The following is a 22,092-nucleotide window of genomic DNA, read 5'->3' on the forward strand; positions in this document are numbered from 1 at the left end:
ATCGGGGGGCAGCAGCGTTAGCATTGCCTGTGAACAGGATCACCTTGCAATTTGTGTCAGTAATGCTGGCTTAATCTGGATTCGCTGATATCTCGCGCAATCGGCGCCTTGCGCAAGGCAACCGAGAGCGTGTGCTCAATTGATTGTTAGTACTATTTCTGACGGCTACACTCCAACCCCATGAAACGCTACCTGCGGTTTTGCCTCATTTTCGTGATTAGCCTGGCGCTTCCCCTCAGCGGGATGGCGGGCGTTCAGGCACCGACAGAACCTTGCCCGATGAAGACGATGGGCATGGCGATGATGGACGATATGGGGATGGACTGCTGCAACGATATGAAAAGCCCGACCGAGCACGGCAAACCCTGCAAACCGGGCCAGGAATGCAAGACTGGCGGTATGCTGCAAGTCTCGATCGGCAAGCCTCCTGTCACGTTGTTCAGCCCTGTAGTGCTTTCCTCTTCCAGCGATTCCATGCCTGTACCGACCCCATCCGGGGTATGGCGACCGCCTCGCGTTTGATTCCTGTTCCCCATTGAGCCTCATCCCGTTTTAGCAGGATGGCATAGCTGTGCGCATGTCTTTTGACGCGTGCAGTGGATGATCACAGGAATCGTAAACATGAACTCCAAGTGCTATTGCACAGGTCGGTCCCTCGTGGCCGGTCTGGCGGCAAGCGTACTGGCATTGCCGAGCTTGGCTGGCGCATTGACGCTCAATGAAGCGTTGCGGCTGGCCGAAACCAATGCGCCATCGCTGGCTGCACAAGATGCAAAGATCCAGGCTGCCAGCAGTGCGGCTATTCCAGCGGGTGAATTACCTGACCCCAAGTTGCTGGCAGGTGTGCAGAACTACCCCATCGGCGGCCCGGATCGCTGGAGCATCAACGACGACTTCATGACCATGCAAATGGTCGGGGTCAGGCAAGAGATGCCCAACGGCGACAAACGCAAAGCACGCGTTGAGGTCGCCGATGCGGCCATTGATAGAGCTGCGGCAGAGCGTCGGGTTGCGCGATTGAACGTACGTCAATCCACGGCATTGGCCTGGATCAGCAGCTACTCGGTCGAGCGCAAAGATGCGCTGTTCCAGGACTTCTACAAAGAAAACCGCCTGCTGACCGATACCGTTCGCGCCCAGATCGCCGGCGGCCGTGCCCAACCTGCCGATGCGGTCACGCCGAAACAGGAGGCTGCGCAGTTGGCGGAACAGCAGGACGACCTGATCCGCCTGCGGGCGCAGACCCGTGCGACCCTCAAGCGCTGGATTGGTCCGGCGGCCAATGACGAGCTAACGGGTGGCTTGCCGCAATGGCCCGTCGATACGTCAGGGTATGCCCATAAGTTGCAGCAAAATCCCGCGCTGGCGGCTTTCACACCGATGACCCGCGAAGCCCAAGCCAAGGTGCGTGAAGCCGAGGCGGAAAAGCAGTCCGACTGGAGCTGGGAACTCGATTACCAACGCCGCGGGCGGGAGTTCGGTGACATGGTCAGCGTGCAATTCACTTTCGATCTGCCGCTGTTCCCCGGCTCGCGACAAAATCCCAGGATCGCCGCCAAACACGCCGAGCTCAATCAACTGGAAGCCGAGCGCGAAGCCCAGACACGCGAGCGCACCGAGCAATTGGAGGCAGACCTGGCCGACTATGAACGCTTGAACCGTTCCGTGCGCCGCGGTCAGGACAGCCTGGTCCCACTGGCCAAGGAAAAGGTCGGACTGAGCATGGCCAGCTACCGCGCTGGCAAAGGCGACCTGGCGCCGGTCATCGCGGCCCGACGTGAACTCATCGAGGCCCGCCTCAAACAAATCGACGTCGAAGAGCAGCGAGCGCTGACCAACGCGCGTTTGTATTTCAACTATGGAGAACCCAGCCAATGAACACTCGAATCTGGAAAACGGCTGTGTTGACTGGCTTGTCGGTTGCCCTGGGGATCGCTGGCGGTTACTGGTTCTCTCAGCAACGCATCAACGCAATGCCTGATGCGGCTGCCGAGCAGAGTCCCAAGATGCAAGACGAACGCAAGGTGCTGTATTGGTACGACCCGATGGTCCCGCAGCAAAAGTTCGATAAACCGGGCAAATCGCCCTTTATGGACATGCAGTTGGTACCCCAATACGCGGATGGTGCAACCACCGGCGGCGCCATCAGCATCGACCCGGGACTGACTCAGAATCTGGGACTGCGCCTGGCAACTGTTACCCATGGCGTCTTCACTTCCAGCCTGGACGTGGTCGGCGTGCTGGCGTTCAACGAGCGGGATGTTGCTGTGATCCAGACACGTACCGCAGGTTTTGTCGAGCGGGTGTATGCCCATGCGCCTGGCGATGTGCTCAAGGCCAATGCGCCATTGGCGGATATCCTGGTACCGGAATGGGCTGCGGCCCAGGAAGAATTTCTCGCCCTCAAGCGTAATGGCGATGCTGGCTTGCTGGCGGCGGCACGGCAACGGATGCGCCTCACGGGGATGCCGGCAACGCTGATCACCCAGGTAGAGCGTAGCGGCAAGGTTCAGCCGATCTTGACCCTTACCAGCCCCATCAGTGGTGTGCTGCAAGAGTTGGATGTCCGAACGGGCATGACCGTGGCCGCCGGCGAGACGCTGGCTCGTGTCAATGGCTTGAGCAGCGTCTGGCTGGCGGTGGCCGTTCCAGAGTCGCAGACCGGGTCGATCATCGTCGGCCAGACCGTCGAAGCACGCTTTGCAGCCTTCCCGGGGACCGTGCTCAGCGGCACGGTCAGTGCGATTCTGCCCGAAACTAATGTGGACAGCCGTACCGTTCGCGTACGCGTCGAGCTGCCCAATCCTGACGGGCGTCTCAGGCCCGGATTGTCGGCGCAGGTGCGCCTGAACCACACGACCGAGCACAGTGTGTTGTGGGTGCCGAGCGAAGCGGTCATCCGCACTGGCCGACGCACGCTGGTGATGCTCGTCGAAGACGCGGGTCGCTACCACCCGGTAGAGGTGCAAGTCGGGCAGGAAAACGACGGCAAAACGGCGATATTGAAAGGCTTGCAAGAAGGTCAACAGGTGGTCAGCTCCGGTCAGTTCCTGCTCGACTCCGAGGCCAGCCTCAAGGGCATCGTCGCCAGCACGCTGGAAATGCCGGCATCTCCAACCGCTGCCTCTGCCCTTCATGAGGCCGAGGGGCAAATCGTCGAAATCAATAGTAAAGACGTGACGCTCGCCCACGGCCCTTTCAAGACGCTAGGCATGCCCGGCATGACCATGACCTTTGCGCTCGCCAATCCAGCGCTGATGCAGGGGCTCCAGTCGGGCGACAAGGTTCGAGTATCAGTCAGCCAGACCGATGATGGTTTGCGCGTTGAGCGTCTGGAAAAACTGGGGGGGCAGCCATGATTGCGGCCCTTATCCGCTGGTCAGTGGCCAACCGCTTTCTGGTGCTGCTGGCGACGTTCTTCGTCACCGCCTGGGGTGTCTGGTCGGTGCAGAGCACGCCCATCGATGCGCTGCCGGACCTCTCCGATGTTCAAGTGATCATCCGCAGCCCGTATCCGGGCCAGGCGCCGCAGATCGTCGAAAACCAGGTGACCTACCCGTTGGCCACCACCATGCTTTCGGTGCCGGGCGCCAAGACGGTGCGCGGCTATTCCTTTTTCGGCGACAGCTTTGTGTACGTGCTGTTCGAAAACGGTACTGATATGTATTGGGCCCGCTCGCGGGTGCTGGAGTACCTGAGCCAGATCCAAAGTCGCCTGCCCGCCGGTGCCAAACCGGCATTGGGGCCTGATGCCACTGGGGTGGGCTGGATTTATCAGTACGCCCTGGTGGATCGCACCGGTGGACATGATCTGGCGCAGCTGCGCGCATTACAGGACTGGTTTCTCAAGTTCGAACTCAAGACTTTACCGAGCGTTGCGGAAGTGGCCACCGTCGGTGGCATGGTCAAGCAGTACCAGGTGCAACTCGATCCGCTCAAACTGGCCAGTCAGGGCATCACCCAGGCGCAGGTGACCGAGGCCATTGGCAAGGCCAATCAGGAAGCCGGTGGTGCCGTGCTGGAGATGGCCGAAACCGAGTTCATGGTCCGAGCCTCTGGTTACCTGAAGACCCTGAATGACTTTCGCGGTATCCCGCTCAAGCTCGCTGCCGGTGGTGTGCCGGTGACCCTTGGTGATGTGGCCACGATCCAGCTGGGGCCAGAGATGCGTCGTGGCATCACCGAACTCGACGGTGAGGGTGAAACCGTCGGTGGCGTGGTGATTCTACGCAGCGGCAAGAACGCCCGCGAGACCATTGCCGCAGTCAAAACCAAGCTCGACGAGTTGAAGAAAAGCCTGCCGGCCGGAGTGGAAATCGTCACCACCTACGACCGCAGCAAGTTGATCGACCGCGCCGTGGAAAACCTCAGCCACAAGCTCATCGAGGAGTTCATCGTTGTCGCGTTGGTGTGCGGGATCTTCCTCTGGCACCTGCGCTCATCCCTGGTGGCCATTATCTCGCTGCCGGTCGGGGTGCTGATGGCCTTCATCGTCATGCGCCACCAAGGCATCAACGCCAACATCATGTCCTTGGGCGGGATTGCCATCGCCATCGGCGCCATGGTCGATGCCGCCGTGGTGATGATCGAGAACGCCCATAAAAAAGTCGAGGCTTGGCATGTGGCCAACCCAGGAGAGGAATTGAAGGGTGAGCGCCATTGGCATGTGATGACCGAAGCGGCGGCGGAGGTCGGGCCAGCGCTGTTCTTTTGTCTGTTGATCATCACGTTGTCGTTCATTCCAGTGTTCACGCTGGAAGCTCAGGAAGGACGGCTGTTCGGTCCGTTGGCGTTCACCAAGACCTATGCCATGGCCGCAGCGGCGGGATTGTCGGTGACCCTGGTGCCAGTGCTGATGGGCTACTGGATTCGGGGGCGAATTCCCGGTGAGCAACAGAACCCGTTGAACCGGTGGTTGATCCGGCTCTATCAGCCGGCTCTGGACGCGGTCTTGCGTCGACCAAAGATCACTTTGCTGGTGGCGCTATTGGTTTTTGTCAGTGCGCTATGGCCATTGTCGCGCTTGGGTGGTGAGTTTCTCCCACCGCTGGATGAGGGCGACCTGCTCTACATGCCTTCTGCACTGCCGGGATTGTCGGCACAAAAAGCGGCGCAACTGCTGCAACAGACTGATCGCCTGATCAAGACCGTGCCAGAAGTCGAACACGTTTTCGGTAAGGCCGGTCGCGCTGAAACCGCGACAGATCCGGCGCCTCTGGAAATGTTCGAAACCACGATCCAGTTCAAACCACATGAGCAATGGCGTCCAGGCATGACCCAGGAAAAACTGGTGGAGGAACTGGACCGTGTGGTGCGTGTGCCCGGTCTGACCAACATCTGGATACCGCCGATTCGTAACCGCATCGATATGCTCGCTACGGGGATCAAGAGCCCCATCGGCGTGAAAGTTGCCGGTACCAACCTGACGGAAATTGATGCGGTCACCCAAGCGGTCGAACGCGTGGCCAAGGACGTGCCGGGAGTCAGTTCGGCCCTGGCCGAGCGCCTGACCGGCGGCCGTTATATCGACGTGGATATCGACCGCAAGGCCGCCGCCCGTTATGGGCTGAACATCGCCGATGTGCAGTCGATCGTCGCCGGCGCCATTGGCGGTGAAAACGTCGGGGAGACGATTGAAGGGCTTGCACGCTTCCCGATCAACGTCCGTTATCCCCGTGAGTGGCGTGACTCGCTTGGCGCCCTCGAGCAACTACCGATCTACACCCCATTGGGGAGCCAGATTACCTTGGGCACGGTGGCGAAGATCAAAGTCAGCGACGGTCCGCCGATGCTCAAGAGCGAGAACGCAAGGCCTTCCGGCTGGGTGTACATCGATGTGCGGGGGCGGGATATTGCCTCGGTAGTCGCTGACCTGCGCCGGGTCGTCAGTGAGCAGGTCAAGTTGCAACCGGGCATGAGCCTGAGCTATTCCGGGCAGTTCGAGTTTCTCGAAAGGGCCAACGCTCGCCTCAAACTGGTGGTGCCGGCCACGCTGTTGATCATTTTCGTGCTGCTCTACCTGACGTTCGCCCGATTCGACGAAGCTTTGTTGATCATGGCCACTCTGCCATTCGCATTGACTGGCGGGGCATGGTTCCTCTATCTGTTGGGCTTCAATCTGTCAGTCGCCACCGGAGTCGGCTTTATCGCTTTGGCCGGTGTTTCTGCCGAGTTCGGCGTCATCATGCTGCTCTATCTGAAGAATGCCTGGGCCGAGCGTGAAGACCTCGGCGACTGCTCCGAGCGCGGACTGGTGGCGGCGATTCGTGAAGGTGCTGTGCAGCGGGTTCGCCCCAAGGCCATGACCGTGGCCGTGATCATTGCAGGCCTGTTACCCATCCTGTTGGGCAGCGGTACGGGCAGTGAAGTGATGAGCCGCATCGCCGCACCCATGGTCGGCGGTATGGTCACGGCACCTTTGCTGTCCCTGTTTGTCATTCCGGCAGCCTACCGCTTGATGCGTCGTCGGCAGCTCACTATCGAACCTCAAACACTTAAAGGAAAGATCGTATGAAACTGACCCTTGTTGCAGTCGCAAGCACCGCCCTGGTGTTGTCGCTTTCTGCCTATGCGCAGGATATGCCAGGAATGAAAATGGAAGGTATGGGCGAAATGGAAATGAAGCAGGAATCGAAGCCGGCTATTGTCGCCAGCGCCGAGGGTACGATCAAGGCGATCGATCCTGCGAAGCATGCGGTGACCCTCGCTCATGGCGCCGTTCCAGCGGTGCAGTGGCCGCCGATGACCATGGCCTTTTCAGTGGCGCAAGATCAGCTCAAAGGGCTGGAGGTTGGAGACCATGTATCGTTTTCCTTTCGGCTGGAGGGCGGTAGAGCCACGATTGTGTCCATAAAGAAATGACGGACTGATGTTGCCCGTGAACGGCACCCATCGTCGTGCCGGTTTTAACCATTCGGGTCAGGTTGAAGTCTTGCGCAATCCATTCGTCGGTCCTGATGCTCTGTTGTTGAACTCGGGCAGAATGCATTTATCCAACAAAACTGTGGGAATGCTTCCCACTCAATGATGCCAACCGGCTCTCAGGGATCGTGCGGATACCGCATTCGCTCGTGGTCGCTGCACAGTTATGACCATGCCGGTTGGCCGGCCGCTCCCGTGGGCGGCCGGGAACTCACTGGACAATGCGTTCGATACGGAGAGGACGACGCAACGCGAAGCGGAGGTACATCATGCTGTTCAAGAAAACTTTGTTGGCTCTGGCAATCGGCGGTGTCCTGTCGGCATCGACTGCCCTGGTACCCGACTACATCGGTATGTTCTCCAGCGTATATGCCAAAGATGGCGGTAGCGGAGGCGGCGGTGGTCACGGCGGTGGTGGTTCCGGAGGCAGTGGTCACGGTGGCCACGGCGGTGACGGTGGAGGCGGTAACGCTGGTAGCGGCCATGGAGATGGCGGCGGTCAGGGCGCTGCAGGCAATGGCGGTGCTGGTGCTGGTGCTGCAGGTAATGGCGGTGCAGGTCATGGTGCTGCAGGCAATGGCGGTGCTGGTGCTGGTGCGGCGGGCAATGGCGGTGCAGGCGCTGGCGCTGCAGGCAATGGCGGCCCGGGGCGCGGCGATGCTGACCATGGCGCAGTGGCCGGGAATAGAGGCCCTGGCATTGCGCATGACAACGATGATGACCATGGTGGCATGGCCGGGAATAGAGGCCCCGGCATTGCGCATGACAACGACGATGACCATGGTGGCATGGCCGGGAATAGAGGTCCCGGCAATGCGCGTGACAACGATGCCGCGGATGCAGCCAGAGACGCCGCCAGGGCTGATGCGGACGCAGCACGGGACGCTGCAAAAGCTGCTGGCGTAGCTGGCGTAGCTGCAGCCCGGGACGCCGCCAAAGCCAACGTAGCTGCAGCCCAGGGCGCCGCCAAAGCCGACGTAGCTGCAGCCCAGGACGCCGTCAAAGCCGAGGTGAACGCAGTCAGAGAGGCTGCCCAAGCCAAGGCGAGGGAAGCCAGAGCGGCTGTGGCTGCGGCCCTGGATGCCCCGGATATCGACGCGGTTGAGGTAGAGAACTAAACCTGCACGTTCACCGTAGAAAACGTCCCGGGAGCTTGAGGGACGTATGGCAAAGAGTCGCAAGCCCTGAAGCGTAGCGGGGCTTGCGACTTTTTTTCGAAATCGTGTCGCCTTCACGAGTGATGAGCAAGCTGTTCGGCTTCGAGAGGGGGGATTGCTCGGCCCGGCAAGGTTGTTCAGGTATGAGATAAACTTGGGCCCTTTCGGCACAAGACTCGGCAGAGGTGATGAATGGAATCGTTTAGCGTTCGCGAGCTGAAAAAGACTGACGCTCAAGCGTTGCTGGCATTCGAAGTCCTTAACCGTGAATGGTTCGAGTCCCATATTGATGCGCGCGCCCCGGCTTTTTACTCGTTACAGGGTGTCGCCGATCATATCGAAAGCTATTTGTCCGATTTTGCCATTGGCGCCTGGCACCCGTTTGTCATCGAGGATTCCAGTCAAAGAATCGTGGGGCGAGCCAATCTGAAAAGCATCGACTCATCGACGGGTACTGCGCAAGTCGGCTATCGGATTGCTCAGAGCGCGTGCGGGCGGGGGCTGGCGACACTGGCGCTGAGGCATCTGATACAGGAAGCAAAGACGCGCTGGGGGCTTACGCAACTGGTTGCCTTTGCCTACAAGGAAAATCTGGGTTCAAGAAAAGTCCTTGATCGTTGCGGATTCCAACTGGAACAACCCTCCTGTAACGAAAATAGGGGGAACGAAGACCGATTCGTCCTGATGATCCAGATAAGATCCGCCAGCGATTCCGAGCGTCGGCAGTAGGTCGGTGACACCCCGGTCACTCCTGCGGTGCTTGATCTTCAGCCACCTCTTTCCAGCTGTCATCCGGATCGAAGCGCTTCATCGATTGCGCCAGTTTTTCACCACCGGGCCCCAGGTCTTTCTCGAACACCTGTCCTTCATGACTGATCATGAAACTCATCACCCCGGTGTCATCGTATTTCGCCGGCCAGGCGATCAAGGCAAAGCCGCGGCTCATCTTGTCACCGATGAGGTAGCTGTAGGCGCCACCCGGCGCCGAAGGACCCTGGCCATCGAGGATGCGCAAGCGATAACCATGCCACTCTTCGTCGGCAATGGCTTTGCCGAACGAAGGTCCCAGCGGGCTGATCTGGCCGCTGTCGTCTTGCGCCCAATAAAGTCCATCGTGCTTGCCAGGGGTGCTGAAGACTTTCTGCGCGTACTCGAGTGCGCCGTCACCGTCTCGATCGACTGACGCATAGTCCATCTGGGCGTCGTGATAGGCCAGCACCGATTGCACCGCGGCCAGTTCATTGCGGCCGATTTGACGGGCACGGATCTCGGCACTGCCGGCCTTGAGGTCGAAGCGCCAACCGCCGGCGTCCTTTGTCATGGGGATGGGCAGTGTCCAGTTCTCGCTGCCGACCGCCAGGATCGCCTTGCGCTCGCTGGAGTTTTCTATGTGATGTCGCTCGCGGTATTGCTGCAAAAACGCATCCACATCTTCGCGCTGCACGCCTTCACGGGGGATGTAAGTGTGCCAGTCACTGCCCAGCAACTCCGTCAGGCGTGCCTGGTCGGAGTGTTCCGTGCCCAGTGCTTCGACAAAGGCTTCAGCGGCCTTTTCTGGCGTTGCAAAGGCCTGCTGCGCCGTCGCCATGCACGACCACAACAAGCCGGCAACTATCGCCAGGACATGAGGGAGCAAGCCCATGATCCCCTTTACTCGAGGTTGGTTTTTCAACGACGGCCCCCCCTTTGACGCGCTGGTGGACTGGACGGCCGACTGACCTGGTGACCGGCCGATCGCGAGGCACTTGGGCGTTGGGCGGATGCCTGACTGGCCCGGCCACGATTGGCCTGGACGTTGGCCTGGGACGGTGAGCGTGCGCCGGCGAATGCATTGTTGCGGGCACTGCCGGTACTGGCGGCCGGCCGTTGATTCGCCGTTTGACGCGTCTGCGCCTGGCCCTCTCTGCGCTGATTCAGCTGAGCGCTCTGGTTCCTGGGTTGCTGATTCTCCCGGGTGTTTCTGGTCGTGCCCTGGCCTCTGTCAGCCGCCTTCGGCCTGTCTGCACCGGTCTGTAACCGATCTCCGCCTGCGGTTGCGGACTGGAGTTTGCGCGTTTGATCACGGGCTTCGAGGTTACTGGTGGCAGGTCGTTCGATACCGTGCCTGTCCATTGAAGTGCGGGCGTTTTCACGGGCCTGGGCGCGCTGGGCAGTGTCCCCTCGATAGGCTTGACGTTGACTGGCACCGTTCAATTGGCGGCCGTACTGCGCGCGGCTCGCGCTGTCTCGATAGGGCACACCATTGCGGTGCACCGGGTTGTGTTGCCATTTGTTCTGGTTATTGGTGATCCGGTTGTTGGCATTGATGTTGTTATAACGATTGACGTCGATATCGACGTCGTTATTGCCCCAGTCACATTCACCCCACAATGCACCGACGATCGCCACGCCAGTACCAAACGCCAGCCCGGCCATCAAGGCCTGACCGGGGTAATAGGCGGGTGGCGGCGGATAGTACACGGGCGGCGATGCCGGGTAGGCCCAGGTGCCGTAGGTGGTGGTCGGGTTATAGGTGGGGACGTACACCACCTGTGGATCGGAGGGTTGAATGATGATGGTGGAACTGGCGGCTGGGGCCGGTTCAGGGGCTGAAGCCGGTGCCTGCGTTGTGGTCGCAGGTGCCGTGACATTCTGGATCGTAACGTTCTGATATTGGTTGCTCTGCAGGTTACCAGCGGCCTGGGCCTGATGACGCAGGCGTTGCACGCCGTTCATGACATCGTCGGGCTGCGCCAGGAAGGCATCGCCCAGGCGTTGTACCCAGACGGGATCCTGCCCCAGCGTCGCCAGCACCTGCGGGAAGGCGACCAGCGCCTGTACGCTCGGATCCCATGGCTGGTTCGCTACCTGTTTGACTGCCTCATCGCCCTTGGCGTCCGGGTGCGCTTTGGACCAGCTGACCGCCTCGCCGACTTCCCCCGGGTAGGTAGTGGCCATCAGTACCTGTGCCAATAGTGGGTCCGGGTAAAGCGCAATGGGCGCCAGCATTTGATCCAGCTGTTCCTGGGTAAACACGGGATCTTTGGCAGTCGCGGTGACGGGCGCCGTATCGGCAGCATTGGCGGGCGCCGGTGCGGTCACATTCGCGGCCTGTGTCAGGCAGGAAGATCCACTCAAAAACAGAACGGCTGACAACGCGTAAAAAAATGGAATGCGCATTGCACCCCCTATGTGGTCAGGCAGGCTTGAAATGAGTGAGTCGCTGCCGCAGAGGTGAAAGCTGACTTTGCAAGCCACAGAGCCCAGCTTCGATGCCGCTTTCTAATGGTAGCAGCTCATTCGAACGACCCAGGTTGCCTTTAAAACGACGTCAACCTGATCGATCACTGGGCGCTGGCATCGCTTTCGTGTTCTTCGGCGAATGCCATGAACACCTCCAGGTCCAGCACATCCAGCTTGATCTGGGCGATGAACGCCGAGAAGGCCAGGTTGGCCGCGAGCAAGCGCAAGTCGCTGGCCCAGGCCGGAAGGTAGGTCGGCCCCTTGAGCCAACCGGACTCGAACAGTGGCGCCAGGCGCAGGGTGTCAGCCAGGCTGAGGCGCCCGGCAAACAAATGCCCTACCAGTTCCGGCCGGTTATCGCGGATTGCAATGCGCAGCAGGGTATGGACGCCGAGTAGCCCGGTCAGGTACGCGGCATCCTTGGTGAACGCCGAACCGCCCCGCAGGTCGGCGCCGCGGAACACCCTTTGGGTCGAGCGGAAGGATTCCTCTTCTGTCTGCCCGGCCGCCAGAAAACCTTCGAACACCTGGATGAAGTCGGCACCCTCCAGCGCCTGCTGGACGGCGAGCACGCGCAGGGCCAGACGACGCATACGATTGATGTCCATGCTGCCGGTGAACAGTTCGGCCAGGGTGGCAATGCCTTCCTGGGTCTGGGTCGTGCGGGGCGCCCCCAGGCCCAGGCTTGTGAGGTTGGGCTGTCGCGCGCCGTTTTGTGCCGTGGCGACATGCACGAAGGCCTCGTGTTGCAACAGCTGGTTCTTGTCCAGTTCCGAGAACAGCGCGCTGGCCCGCAGGCGAATGCGGCTCGATCCTGCGATGGCCTTGGCGGCCAGGTTCGGATCGAGCACGACCGTGATCTGTCCGACGCCGAAGAAACGGTCCAGTTCCGGTTGAATCCAGGCGGCGAACGCCTTGGCCGGGATCTCGGCCGGGCTCGGTGGAATCCGCGCACTGCCGAGCAGGGCGTCGGTGGTCTTGAGGAAGAAACGGGCCGCGTCGAGCATGCTCAGTTGCAAGCGCGAGTAATAGAAATCCGGGCGCCGATATAGTGCAGACGAATATTGCGTAAAGGCGGGAGTGCCAATGGCCCCCAGCATGTGGCCGGCGGTGGCATAGCTACGGGCGGTCATGGCGAGGAAATTCCCGGCCGGATGCCCGACATCGCAGCGGCTGATAAAGGTTTCCAGAGCGGCGATGTCGGCGCTGTGCTCGCGGGGCTGCAGCTTGACATCGGGTAACTGCGCACGCCCGCTGCGCCATTTCGCCAGGAAGTCTTCCTCGACGCCATCGGGCCAGGACAAGGCATCCAGCACGCGGATCTTGCGGGTCAGGTCGGGCAGGGCGGCATCGAGTTCGGACAGGGCGGCGGCGCTCATGGATAGCTCCTTGAGGGACGAAGTGACGTTACTAAAGCTTAGTCGTCGCGCTCGGTTGCGTGCGTTTGCGAATACAGGTACGCGGCCTCAGAGCAGGCTCCACGACACCCCGAGGTACATCGCCATGCCCTCGCCGGGCGTGGAGCGTGCCGCGTCCAGCCCTTTGTCGTCGTAGCCCGGCGTGACCGTGGCGGCGTAGTGCTTGTCGGTCAGGTTGCGCAGGTCCAGCCAGGTCTGCCAGTCGCCCTTGGGCGCGTTGTAGCCGAGCGTCGCGCCGAAGATTGCGTAGGGATCGGCGTAGTAGCTGTTGGCATAATCGACCGCCACTTTCGACACCCATTGCGTGTTGAGTGCGGCAAAAAAGCCTTGTGGCCAGTCGTAGCGCAGTTCGCCCTGGTAATAGTGCATCGGCAGGCCCGGCAGGCGGTTGTCGCCGAAGCGGTCATCGTCGCGGTAGTGGAAGTCACTGAAGGTGTAGCTCTGGCGCAGGCTCAACTGGCCGCCATCGTCCGGCGACCAAAGAGGGCTCAGCAGGCTGGCTTCCACGCCCTGGTGCACGGTGGGGCTGGCGTTGAGTTCGTAGGGGGTGGTGGCGTTGGCATCCGGTAACACCGACAGCAGTTCATGGCGCACTTGGGCGTAGTACCAGGCCAGGCTCCACTGCCCCAACGTGCTGTCACCGCGGCCGCCGATTTCCAGGGTGGTGGCGGTCTGGTTTTGCAGCTTGACCGGATCACGCTGGGCGCCTGTGGCGGGGCCACTGCCTGCCGGGAATCGAATGTTGGAGCTATAGATCAGCGACCACGGGTGCGGTGCCTCGACCGAGCGACTGAGATTGCCGAACAGTTGCAGGTCAGGTGTCAGTTGATAGCGCAGGCCCACGCGCGGGGCATAGTCCCAGTCGTGCAGGCTGGTCTTGCCACCACTTTGCGGGTAGGTGACATCGCTTTCACGGCGGGTGTAGATGGCAGCGAGGCCGGTGGTCAGCCACAGGTCGTCGGCGATTTCCAGGTCATTGCCCGCATGCAGGACGGTGTCCGAGCCCTGGTAGGTGAAATTGCGAATCAGCGTGCCCGGTGCATAACCGGCGGTGTTGCCGGTGGGGATGCGCACGAACTCGCTGGCGCCGGCATTGGGCAGGTGTCTGGTCATTCGCAGGCCCAGGGTGCTTTGGCTTTGCAGCCCCCAGAGCGTGTCGCGACGCTTGTAGTCGAACGTGCCGCTGACGTCCGTGTACGCCACCTTCAGGCGGTTGGGACCCTCACGTAAATCCATCGGGTAGTCGTGGTAGACAAGACCGGTCTGGATGCTCGAATCGTCGTCGATGTACCAGGTGGTCTTGTTGCCGATAAAGGTGCTGCCCGGCTCATCGCGGCGGTCGTCCCGCACCACGTAGGCAGGGTTGGCCGCCCGTGGGTCATGCTCGATGGAGTGCTTGGTCACGCGCCCCGCGAGGTCGTTGTCGGTCTGACGGTGGCGCAGGTCAAAGCGCGTTTCCAGGTTGGGGTTGAAGCGATAACCGAAGTTGGCGATGACACCCTGGCTCTCACTGGCCGTGTGGTCCTGGTAGCCGTCGGCATTGGCGTCGGTCATGGCCAGGTAGTAATCGAAGGCGCCGAGCACTTGTCCGGAGCTGACCTGGCGCTGCTGATAACCGTGGCTGCCCGTCGCGTAGCGCACCTGCAACTTCGGCGCGTCGTAACCAGTGTGGCTGACGTAATCGATGGCCCCGCCCAAGGCCAGGGCGCCCCGGTCGAAACCGTTGGCGCCGCGCAGCACTTCCACATGGTCGAGCCACAGCGGCTCCAGCAGCTCATAGGGCGTGCCGCCAGGGCCGGTCAGCGGCAGACCGTCAAGCATGGCGTACAGCCCCGAAGCATGGGCGCCCGGTGCACGGTTGATCCCCGATCCACGGATCGAGATCTTCACCCCTTCGTTGCCCGCCGACTGGGCGTAGATCCCCGGCTGGTAAGCCAGCACGTCCTGATTGCTGGCCACGCGACCCTGCAACGGGCGGCGCATGTCGACCACATTGGTGCCGCCGGGCACCTGGGCCAGCCGCGCCCTGGCGTCCTCGATCCCCTGGTCTTCGTCGCTCTGGTCCTCAGCCCCGATCAGCACTTGCCCCAGCTCCAGGCTTTGGGCCTCGGCCATGGCCGGACAAACAAGGGCCGGGCCCAGCAGCGCAGCGGGCAAGTATTGAGGCGGGGGCATGGGGGGAACTCCAGATGTACAGGAACGGGCAAAGAACAGTGCGACGCAAGAAAGAACGAAGGGAGCACATGGCAATTTTGCTTTTTTTGCACGCCAAGGGCAGGGCGGCCGCGATGCAACGCACAACGGTTTACAGCATTCCGACGATGAGGAGGGATGCGGCATTCATCCGCCACAGGAATAACTGTCTCCAAATACGACGAAGGTCGTATGGAGGTCGGTTTTGGTAAATGCTAGTAGACGTTTGTCTTGAAAACGCAACTGCTAATTTGTATCATTCGTTTTCAATTCAGCGAAGCAGGGAACGCAGCGCCCAAACAATAATAAGGTCAAGGCAATGCTCAAAATGCTTCTCGTATACGGTCATCTGCTCGCTACGTGTATTGCCCTGGGGAGGGTGTTGCAGGCGGATCACAAGCTTTGGAGCTGGCGCAAGGAAATACTGGACCAGGCGCGGCTCGAGTACCTTGATGAAACCCAAAAGATCGTCAGCCTCGCACTGCTGGGCCTTTGGGCAAGCGGATTGTTGCTGGTGCTCCAGGGTTACCTCGATGAAGGCGAGGCGTATCTGCTCAATCAGAAACTCTGGGCCAAGGTGACTGTCGTCGCGCTGCTTAGCCTGAACGGTGCATTGTTGCATCGAGTTGGTTTTCCGCTGCTGCAAAAGGCTCCATTCGTCGCACTGCGCGTTGCAGGGCGCACTCGGCTTGCCTTGTTGGGGGCGCTTTCCATGAGCGGTTGGCTATTCGCCGCATTCCTGGGTGTGGCTCGAGCCTGGAATCACGTGTTGCCTTATCTGCATGTGATGGGCGCATTCGCCGCATTCTCGTCACTGGCTTGTTGCGTGGCACTTGTAGTCGCCGGTAGGGCGGGCAGTGTCGGTGCGCAAAAATCCTCGGTACCGGGGTAGCTATCAATAGATCGTGGGAAGCCCGCTCCCTGAAGTGGCGGGCTTCAGCGAATCCGGTATTGCCTGAGCCGGCGTCACCTCTGGGTGATTACCCGTGGTAGAGACCTCTCGATCACTCGTCCTTTTTCCATGCCCATAGGCGGTCCCTCGACAGTTCGATGGCTTGCACGAAGCCGTCGGTCGGCTTTCTCCTGCGCGGCTTGACCCGGAGCCAGAAAGGGCTAGTTTAGAAGACGTGGGAAAAAATCCCACGTGAAAAACTCAAGAGGAATTGCAAGTTTGACGGGTTACTCCCATGCCGCTCCCGGATCGCAGCGCGAATTGCGTTGGCACTGCTCGCGGTAAATCACCAGGAGAATGCACGATGAACACTTACCTGTTTTTCAAGAGAGGTTTACTGGCGCTGGCAATCGGTGGCGTCCTCTCGGCTTCCATCGTTTTGGTACCAGACTCCGTTTCCCATGAATCGAGTGCCTATGCCAAGGATGGCGGTGGCGGTGGCGGTGGCGGCGGTAATGGCGGTGGCGGCGGTAGCGGTGGCGGTGGCGGCGGTAATGGCGGTGGCGGCGGTAGCGGCGGACATGGCGGCAACAGTGGGAGCGGTGGCAGTGGTGGCCATGGCGGCAACAGTGGGAGCGGTGGCAGCGGTGGCCATGGCGGCAACAGTGGCCACAGCGGCAGCGATCATGGGAACGGGAATTCAGGCCATGGTGGTCCTGGAGGCTCGAACTCCGGTCGCGGTGGTACCCATGCAGAAGCGGGTGACGACCACGGCGTCCACGTCGGCGGCGAGCCTGGAGACGACCACGGCGTCCACGTCGGCGGTGAGCCTGGTGACGACCGCGGCGTCCACGTTGGCGGCGAGCCGGGTGATGACCGCGGCGTCCATGTCGGCGGCGAGCCGGGTGACGACAATGGCAATCATGATGGTGGCGAACCCGGCGACGACAACAGTCGGATCTGAAGCGGCCTGATGACCTCATACAAGACCCTGAAGAGCGGTTTTGTATGAGGCGCGGCAAAAAAAGCGCCTGTCTTCATGGGATTATTTCCCACGTAGCTATACTGGGATTAACTGACCAGGAATGCGCTGAATGCAATCGTCTACCTTGCCCACCTCGCTCCTCAAAGCCTTGCGGCATGTCATGCGGCCGCTGGTACGCCTGATGCTGCGCAAAGGAGTCACCTACCTGGTGTTTGCCGACCTGCTCAAGGAGGTTTTCGTCGAGGTGGCGGACCGAGAGTTCCGTCTGGGCGACAAGGCACCGACCGACAGCCGCATCAGCCTGCTCACCGGCGTGCACCGCAAGGATGTACGGCGCTTGCGCAACACCAGCGACCCAGCTTCTTCCACACTTCCGGAAAACATCACTTTCGGTGCGCAACTGGTCAACGCCTGGGCCAAGGCGCCGTTCTGCAACGACGCCGGCCAGCCACTGCCCCTGCCTCGATTGGCCAGTGTCGGCGGCGATCGCTCCTTTGACGCCCTGGTGGCGAAGGTCAGCACGGATATCCGGGCGCGAGTGGTGCTGGATGAGTGGCTGCGCCTGGGGGTCGTGCGCCTTGACGAACAAGATCTCGTGCACCTCGAAGCCCAGGCCTTCGTGCCGCAAAAGGGCTTCGATGAGAAAACCGCTTACCTGGGGCACAACCTGCACGATCATGCTAGCGCCGCGGTACACAATCTGAGCGGCGAAGTTCCGGCCTTTTTTGAACGCAGCGTCCACTATGACGCGCTGACCCCAGCGAGCGTCGAGGCGTTGCGCGAGGCCGTTGCCAGCGAGGGGATGCAGGCCCTGTTGAGTTTCAACCGACTCGCCGCCGATCTGGAATTCCGCGACCTGCCCAGTCTTGAGCCGCGCCAGCGCATCACGGTCGGCCTGTACTTCTACACTGAAGCTTCAGATACCAATTCATCAACGGCCCCTAAGCCATGACCGTCAACTTGCGCCTGATTCGTGCAATCGCCCTCGCTCTGGGCCTCGGGCTTCCGATTGTGTTGCAGGCCGCCCCAGCCTGTGTGAGCCAGAATGACGCGGGCACAAGTGAGGCTCCGGTCATCCAGGCTCCGGGTGGCACCGGCGGTACGGGTGTGGCGCCTGGTGGCATGGGCGGTACCGGCATCAGCACCGACAACGGCGGGATGGGCGGTACCGGCGCACCGCTGCAAAAGCGCCCTGGCGGGATTGGCGGCACCGGTGCCGTTGCAGGCGGCGTGGGTGGCACGGGCATCGGCAGTGAAAGCGACAACGGCGGGATCGGTGGCACCGGCATTGTCGGTACCATCACCGGGTTCGCCTCGATCTGTGTCAATGGCCTGGAAGTGCACTTCAACAATAACGTTCCTGTCAGCGAGAACGGCATTGCCACCACCAGCACCCAGCTGGCAGTCGGCCAAGTGGTTGCCGTGGAAGCATTCAATTCCAAGCGAGGTCTGGAGGCCGGGCGCATTTCTATCCTGCACGTCTACGAAGGCCCTTTGACAGCCCTGCCTAGAGACTCCATGCCCATGCGTGTCATGGGACAACCGGTACGTCTGGCCAGCGGTGCTCAAATTGCAGCGGGTCTGCGCCCGGGTGATCCCGTGCGGGTCAGCGGACTGCGCGATGCCCGTGGCGACGTGGTAGCCAGCCGCATCGACCGGGCGCCCGGCCTCAAGGAGGCCAGTGCTATCGGATCGGTGGATCGCAGCGGCTATCTCCTGGGGCTCAAACTCAGCAATCACCCAGGTCCGGCGCAGGAAATGCTGGTGCGCGGCCAGTGGTCCGGCCGTGAGCTGGACGTGACCCAAAGCCGCTCCGACCCGAGCCTGCCCTTCATTGGTCGGGTACACCATGCGGTGATCGAGGGCCTGGTGCAGGGTCGGCAGGACCACCGTTTGGTGGTGGGTGGCTTTAATGTGACGCTGGCGCACGACACCGTGTTTGTCGGTGTGCAGCCTTCGGAACTGGCGCTGGACCGACGCGTGCGGGTCAACGGCGTGTTTACCGGCGCGCGGGACGTGCAGGCAACGCGTATCGAATTGTCCCGCGAGCGCTCTGATTCGCCAGCCGGCAACCAACATGGGCGACTCCGGGGCAGCGAGCAAGGTACGGACGACTCAAGTGGCTCGAGCAACTCAGGCACCTCCAACAGCTCCGGCAACTCGGGCAGTGGCAGGAGCGGCCGCAACGAGAGCGAAGTCCGCGTTGGCGACGATACCCGCCACGGGGGCAGTGACAGTCATGGCGGCGGCGACCAGAGGGAAAGCGTGGACAGGTCCGGCAAGTCAGAGCGTGTCGAGCAACCCGACAAAGTCGATAGGGTCGATAGGGTCGATAGGGTAGAGCAAGTCGAAAAAATCGAACGCCCAGAGAAGGGCGAGAAAGTAGAGCGGCCAGAAAAAGTCGAAAAGGTGGAGAAAGTCGAAAAGGTCGAGAAAATCGAGAAGGTTGAACCGGTTGAAAAAATCGATCACTCCGGCAGGTCGGGTTAAACAGCGCAGGCATGATGCACTATCGTCATAAGTAACTAGGCTTGGTAAGTCACGCAACAAAGCATGCGTGTGAACTTCGATGACGCAAGACACGAGGTGAACATGAACCCCAAGCGCATCCTGCTCGTCGGTTTGCTAGCCAGCCTGGGCTTGCCGGCCCTGGCCGATACCTTCACGACCTCGATCGGAACCGACTACTCTCGGGGCGACTATGGTACCGGTACAACTTCTGAAACCTGGTACGTCCCGCTGGTGGGCAAATACCAGACCGGCCCCATGACCTACAAGCTCACTGTGCCCTGGCTGCGCATCACCAATCCTTCGGTCGGCCCTGATGGCGAGCCGTTGCCCGGCGGCTGCGGTAAAGTGGAAAGCGGTTTGGGTGACACCGTTGCCGGTGCCGATTATGCAGTGATTGACGGCAGCGTTGGCGGGTTGTTCGTGGACCTGATCGGCAAGGTCAAGTTGCCCACGGCCGACGAAGACAAGTGCCTGGGCACGGGCAAAACCGACTATTCCGGCCAGGTCGACGTCGCCAAAGCCTTCGGCCCTGTGACCGGGTTCGCCACCCTGGGCTGGAAAAAATTCGGCGACCCGTCGGGCTCCGACTTCGACGACCCGATATTCGCCGGCCTGGGCTTCGCCATACCCGTGTTCGCGCGTACCACGGCGGGCGCGTCCTACGACTGGCGGCAGAAGGTCGTTTCCACGGGCGATCAGATCAAGGAGCTCACCTTGTTCCTCACGCACAAGCTCAATCAGAACTGGAAGTTCCAGTTGTATGCCGTCAAGGGGTTTTCCGATGCCAGCCCGGATGGCGAGGCTGGACTGTTGTTCAGTCACACCTACTGATACCCGCCTGTTTCCCTGCACTGATGTGTTTCACCGCTTCGATCCAGGCCGGGTCCAGGTGCGACGGTGCGCGTCGAAAAGCCAGTCAGGACAGCCGGCTCAAGTCCTGATATTCGGTCGTTGACACTCAGGCTGACAGCACTAATCTATTAGGTGTGGGAATATTTCCCACGCAACGATACCGGCTGGCTCTGAGGGATCGTGCGAATACCGCAATTGCTCGTGATTGCTGCAGATTTATGGCCGTGCCGGTTGGCTGGCCGCTCCAGTGGGCGGCCGGGAACTCACTGGACATTGCGTTCGATACGGAGATGACGGCGCAACTCCAAGCGGAGGTGCATCATGCTGCTCAAGAAATGTTTGTTGGCTCTGGCAATTGGCGGGGTCCTGTCGGCATCGACTGTCCTGGTGCCTGATTACATCAGTAGTTTCTCCAGCGTGCATGCCAAAGATGGCGGTAGCGGCGGAGGCGGAGGCGGCCACGGTGGTGGCAGCGGAGGCGGAGGCGGCGGTGGTCACGGCGGCAACGGTGGCGGCGGCTCCGGAGGTTCCGGAGGTGGCGGTGGTCACGGTGGCGGCGGTGGTTCCGGCGGTGGAGGCTCTGGAGGCGGTGGCCACGGTGGTGACGGCGGAGGCGGTAGCGGTGGCAGCGGCCATGGAGATGGCGGCGGTCATGGTGCTTCTGGCCATGGCGGCCCGGGCCGCGGCGACGCTGACCATGGTGGAATGGCAGGGAATAGAGGCCCAGGCAATGCGCGTGACAACGACGATGACCATGGTGGCATGATCGGGAACAGAGGCCCGGGCAAAGCGCATGCCAACGACGATGACGACGACGCGGATAACGCCGCAGATGCAGCCAGGGAAGCCGCAGAAGACGCCGCAGATGCAGCCAGGGAAGCGGCAGAAGAACCCGGTGAAGCAGCCAGGGAAGCCGCAGAAGACGCCAATGACGCTGCCAGGGAGGCCGCAGAAGACGCCGCAGATGCAGCCAGGGAAGCTGCAGAAGATAGGGGCGCTGCCAGGATCGACGCAGATGTAGCCAGGGATGCTGCCAGAGCCGAGGCGGATGCAGCTCGGGATGCTGCGAGAGCTGAGGCGGATGCAGCCCGAGACGCTGCGAGAGCCGCTGGCGTACCGAAAGCAGATGCAGATGCAGCCCGGGATGCTGCCAGGGCTGCAGCAGATGCAGCCCGGGACGCCGCCAAGGCAAAAGCAGATGCAGCCAGAGATGCTGCCAGGGCTGCCGCAAATGCGGCCCGGAACGCTGCCAAAGTAGCCAAAGTAGAGGCGAAGGAGGCCAGAGAGGATGTGGCCGACGCCCCTGATGCCCCGGATGTCGATGTGGTTGAGGTAGAGAACTAAGCCTGCACGTTTGGCAATGAACATGGCAGGCATACCCAAAGAAAACGTCCCGGGAGCTTGAGGGACGTATCGGCTATGAGTCGCAAACCCTGAGTAGTCGCGGGGTTTGCGACTTCTTTTTGAAATCTGCCGCACGGTTCGAAATACCGACGAGGATGTCGGCAGAGGGGGACCGGGCTGGACGGGTATGGCGCTGGGGTGGCGCCCACGAAATAAAGGGCGCCTCAGTGACGACGTGGTCCGGGCTCTCTGCTGCCCTGAAGCTTTATATAGATGCTGGGAGGGTTCATGGTGGCAGCCCGGGCGCTTCGATAAGGAAGAAGAATTTTCAGGAGAAGGGGTTGACCACGTATTTTAATACTGTACTATTCGCCTCCCGCTAACGAGCAGCTTGATGTTGCTCTTGGCTTAAGTAGTTGATTTTGTTGAAAAATCAGAAACTTTTAAGGTTGCAGTTTGAAAAGATGCGCTGTAAGATGCGCACCTCGGTTGAGACGAAAGATCTTAACCAACCGCTCTTTAACAACTGAATCAAGCAATTCGTGTGGGTGCTTGTGGAGTCAGACTGCTAGTCAACAGATTATCAGCATCACAAGT

The 22,092-nt window shown here is 60.9% G+C and carries 18 protein-coding genes; 14 read left to right on the plus strand and 4 right to left on the minus strand.

Annotated features, from left to right (window positions below; genetic code table 11):
- Positions 1–180 precede the first annotated feature (180 nt).
- The 7 genes from C8K63_RS29355 to C8K63_RS29390 all read left to right on the plus strand — a co-directional run bounded on the left by C8K63_RS29355 (position 181) and on the right by C8K63_RS29390 (position 8,807).
- Complete coding sequence (locus tag C8K63_RS29355; protein WP_108219879.1) at positions 181–522, plus strand: hypothetical protein; 342 nt, start codon at positions 181–183, stop codon at positions 520–522.
- 99 nt (positions 523–621) lie between these two features.
- Positions 622–1,878: a TolC family protein gene (locus tag C8K63_RS29360; RefSeq protein WP_108219880.1), complete on the plus strand. Its 1,257-nt coding sequence runs from the start codon at positions 622–624 to the stop codon at positions 1,876–1,878.
- Positions 1,875–3,359, plus strand: coding sequence for an efflux RND transporter periplasmic adaptor subunit (locus C8K63_RS29365; RefSeq protein WP_108219881.1), 1,485 nt, complete (start codon positions 1,875–1,877; stop codon positions 3,357–3,359). Before C8K63_RS29360 ends, C8K63_RS29365 begins: the two co-directional genes overlap by 4 nt.
- On the plus strand, positions 3,356–6,514 hold the full coding sequence (locus C8K63_RS29370) for an efflux RND transporter permease subunit (protein WP_108219882.1): 3,159 nt from the start codon (positions 3,356–3,358) through the stop codon (positions 6,512–6,514). Before C8K63_RS29365 ends, C8K63_RS29370 begins: the two co-directional genes overlap by 4 nt.
- Positions 6,511–6,861 (plus strand): copper-binding protein, encoded by a 351-nt coding sequence (locus C8K63_RS29375; RefSeq protein ID WP_108219883.1) that lies wholly within the window; start codon positions 6,511–6,513, stop codon positions 6,859–6,861. The genes C8K63_RS29370 and C8K63_RS29375 overlap by 4 nt, the downstream gene beginning before the upstream one ends.
- Positions 6,862–7,230: 369 nt before the next feature.
- Positions 7,231–7,827: a hypothetical protein gene (locus tag C8K63_RS30425; RefSeq protein ID WP_158273970.1), complete on the plus strand. Its 597-nt coding sequence runs from the start codon at positions 7,231–7,233 to the stop codon at positions 7,825–7,827.
- A 443-nt stretch (positions 7,828–8,270) separates the two neighbouring features.
- Positions 8,271–8,807: a GNAT family N-acetyltransferase gene (locus C8K63_RS29390; RefSeq protein WP_108219885.1), complete on the plus strand. Its 537-nt coding sequence runs from the start codon at positions 8,271–8,273 to the stop codon at positions 8,805–8,807.
- Between the two features lie 16 nt (positions 8,808–8,823).
- On the opposite strand, the gene C8K63_RS29395 is transcribed toward C8K63_RS29390, so the two are convergent.
- The 4 genes from C8K63_RS29395 to C8K63_RS29410 form a co-directional block, all read right to left on the minus strand.
- Positions 8,824–9,720: a DUF2950 domain-containing protein gene (locus C8K63_RS29395; protein ID WP_108219886.1), complete on the minus strand. Its 897-nt coding sequence runs from the start codon at positions 9,718–9,720 to the stop codon at positions 8,824–8,826.
- 26 nt (positions 9,721–9,746) lie between these two features.
- Positions 9,747–11,237, minus strand: coding sequence for a DUF3300 domain-containing protein (locus tag C8K63_RS29400; protein ID WP_108219887.1), 1,491 nt, complete (start codon positions 11,235–11,237; stop codon positions 9,747–9,749).
- A 164-nt stretch (positions 11,238–11,401) separates the two neighbouring features.
- On the minus strand, positions 11,402–12,679 hold the full coding sequence (locus C8K63_RS29405; protein ID WP_108219888.1) for a flavohemoglobin expression-modulating QEGLA motif protein: 1,278 nt from the start codon (positions 12,677–12,679) through the stop codon (positions 11,402–11,404).
- An 87-nt stretch (positions 12,680–12,766) separates the two neighbouring features.
- Positions 12,767–14,893 carry a TonB-dependent receptor domain-containing protein gene (locus tag C8K63_RS29410; RefSeq protein ID WP_108219889.1) on the minus strand — a complete coding sequence of 709 codons (2,127 nt, stop codon included), beginning with the start codon at positions 14,891–14,893 and terminating at the stop codon, positions 12,767–12,769.
- A 337-nt stretch (positions 14,894–15,230) separates the two neighbouring features.
- Between C8K63_RS29410 and C8K63_RS29415 the strand changes: the two genes are divergently transcribed.
- The 7 genes from C8K63_RS29415 to C8K63_RS29455 all read left to right on the plus strand — a co-directional run bounded on the left by C8K63_RS29415 (position 15,231) and on the right by C8K63_RS29455 (position 21,495).
- Positions 15,231–15,803, plus strand: a complete 573-nt coding sequence (locus tag C8K63_RS29415; protein WP_108219890.1) for a hypothetical protein — start codon at positions 15,231–15,233, stop codon at positions 15,801–15,803.
- Between the two features lie 364 nt (positions 15,804–16,167).
- Complete coding sequence (locus tag C8K63_RS31130; RefSeq protein WP_305889181.1) at positions 16,168–16,767, plus strand: hypothetical protein; 600 nt, start codon at positions 16,168–16,170, stop codon at positions 16,765–16,767.
- Between the two features lie 130 nt (positions 16,768–16,897).
- Positions 16,898–17,740, plus strand: a complete 843-nt coding sequence (locus tag C8K63_RS29430; RefSeq protein ID WP_108219892.1) for a DUF6502 family protein — start codon at positions 16,898–16,900, stop codon at positions 17,738–17,740.
- On the plus strand, positions 17,737–19,278 hold the full coding sequence (locus C8K63_RS29435; protein ID WP_108219893.1) for a DUF5666 domain-containing protein: 1,542 nt from the start codon (positions 17,737–17,739) through the stop codon (positions 19,276–19,278). The genes C8K63_RS29430 and C8K63_RS29435 overlap by 4 nt, the downstream gene beginning before the upstream one ends.
- A gap of 102 nt (positions 19,279–19,380) precedes the next feature.
- Positions 19,381–20,130, plus strand: a complete 750-nt coding sequence (locus tag C8K63_RS29440) for a hypothetical protein (protein WP_108219894.1) — start codon at positions 19,381–19,383, stop codon at positions 20,128–20,130.
- Positions 20,131–20,572: 442 nt separating this feature from the next.
- Positions 20,573–20,917 (plus strand): hypothetical protein, encoded by a 345-nt coding sequence (locus C8K63_RS30580; RefSeq protein ID WP_178086802.1) that lies wholly within the window; start codon positions 20,573–20,575, stop codon positions 20,915–20,917.
- Complete coding sequence (locus tag C8K63_RS29455) at positions 20,914–21,495, plus strand: hypothetical protein (RefSeq protein ID WP_108219896.1); 582 nt, start codon at positions 20,914–20,916, stop codon at positions 21,493–21,495. Before C8K63_RS30580 ends, C8K63_RS29455 begins: the two co-directional genes overlap by 4 nt.
- Positions 21,496–22,092: the final 597 nt, after the last annotated feature.

The organism is Pseudomonas sp. GV085, from assembly GCF_003050925.1.
Lineage (GTDB): Bacteria > Pseudomonadota > Gammaproteobacteria > Pseudomonadales > Pseudomonadaceae > Aquipseudomonas.

Coding starts and splice junctions, on each gene's coding strand:
- C8K63_RS29375 (WP_108219883.1), top strand. CDS start 6,511: ATGAAACTGACCCTTGTTGCAGTCGCAAGCACCGCCCTGGTGTTGTCG.
- C8K63_RS29440 (WP_108219894.1), top strand. CDS start 19,381: ATGAACCCCAAGCGCATCCTGCTCGTCGGTTTGCTAGCCAGCCTGGGC.
- C8K63_RS29455 (WP_108219896.1), top strand. CDS start 20,914: ATGATCGGGAACAGAGGCCCGGGCAAAGCGCATGCCAACGACGATGAC.
- C8K63_RS31130 (WP_305889181.1), top strand. CDS start 16,168: ATGAACACTTACCTGTTTTTCAAGAGAGGTTTACTGGCGCTGGCAATC.
- C8K63_RS29405 (WP_108219888.1), bottom strand. CDS start 12,679: ATGAGCGCCGCCGCCCTGTCCGAACTCGATGCCGCCCTGCCCGACCTG.
- C8K63_RS29410 (WP_108219889.1), bottom strand. CDS start 14,893: ATGCCCCCGCCTCAATACTTGCCCGCTGCGCTGCTGGGCCCGGCCCTT.
- C8K63_RS29435 (WP_108219893.1), top strand. CDS start 17,737: ATGACCGTCAACTTGCGCCTGATTCGTGCAATCGCCCTCGCTCTGGGC.
- C8K63_RS29390 (WP_108219885.1), top strand. CDS start 8,271: ATGGAATCGTTTAGCGTTCGCGAGCTGAAAAAGACTGACGCTCAAGCG.
- C8K63_RS29400 (WP_108219887.1), bottom strand. CDS start 11,237: ATGCGCATTCCATTTTTTTACGCGTTGTCAGCCGTTCTGTTTTTGAGT.
- C8K63_RS29370 (WP_108219882.1), top strand. CDS start 3,356: ATGATTGCGGCCCTTATCCGCTGGTCAGTGGCCAACCGCTTTCTGGTG.
- C8K63_RS29365 (WP_108219881.1), top strand. CDS start 1,875: ATGAACACTCGAATCTGGAAAACGGCTGTGTTGACTGGCTTGTCGGTT.
- C8K63_RS30580 (WP_178086802.1), top strand. CDS start 20,573: ATGCCAAAGATGGCGGTAGCGGCGGAGGCGGAGGCGGCCACGGTGGTG.
- C8K63_RS29395 (WP_108219886.1), bottom strand. CDS start 9,720: ATGGGCTTGCTCCCTCATGTCCTGGCGATAGTTGCCGGCTTGTTGTGG.
- C8K63_RS29430 (WP_108219892.1), top strand. CDS start 16,898: ATGCAATCGTCTACCTTGCCCACCTCGCTCCTCAAAGCCTTGCGGCAT.
- C8K63_RS29355 (WP_108219879.1), top strand. CDS start 181: ATGAAACGCTACCTGCGGTTTTGCCTCATTTTCGTGATTAGCCTGGCG.
- C8K63_RS29360 (WP_108219880.1), top strand. CDS start 622: ATGAACTCCAAGTGCTATTGCACAGGTCGGTCCCTCGTGGCCGGTCTG.
- C8K63_RS29415 (WP_108219890.1), top strand. CDS start 15,231: ATGCTCAAAATGCTTCTCGTATACGGTCATCTGCTCGCTACGTGTATT.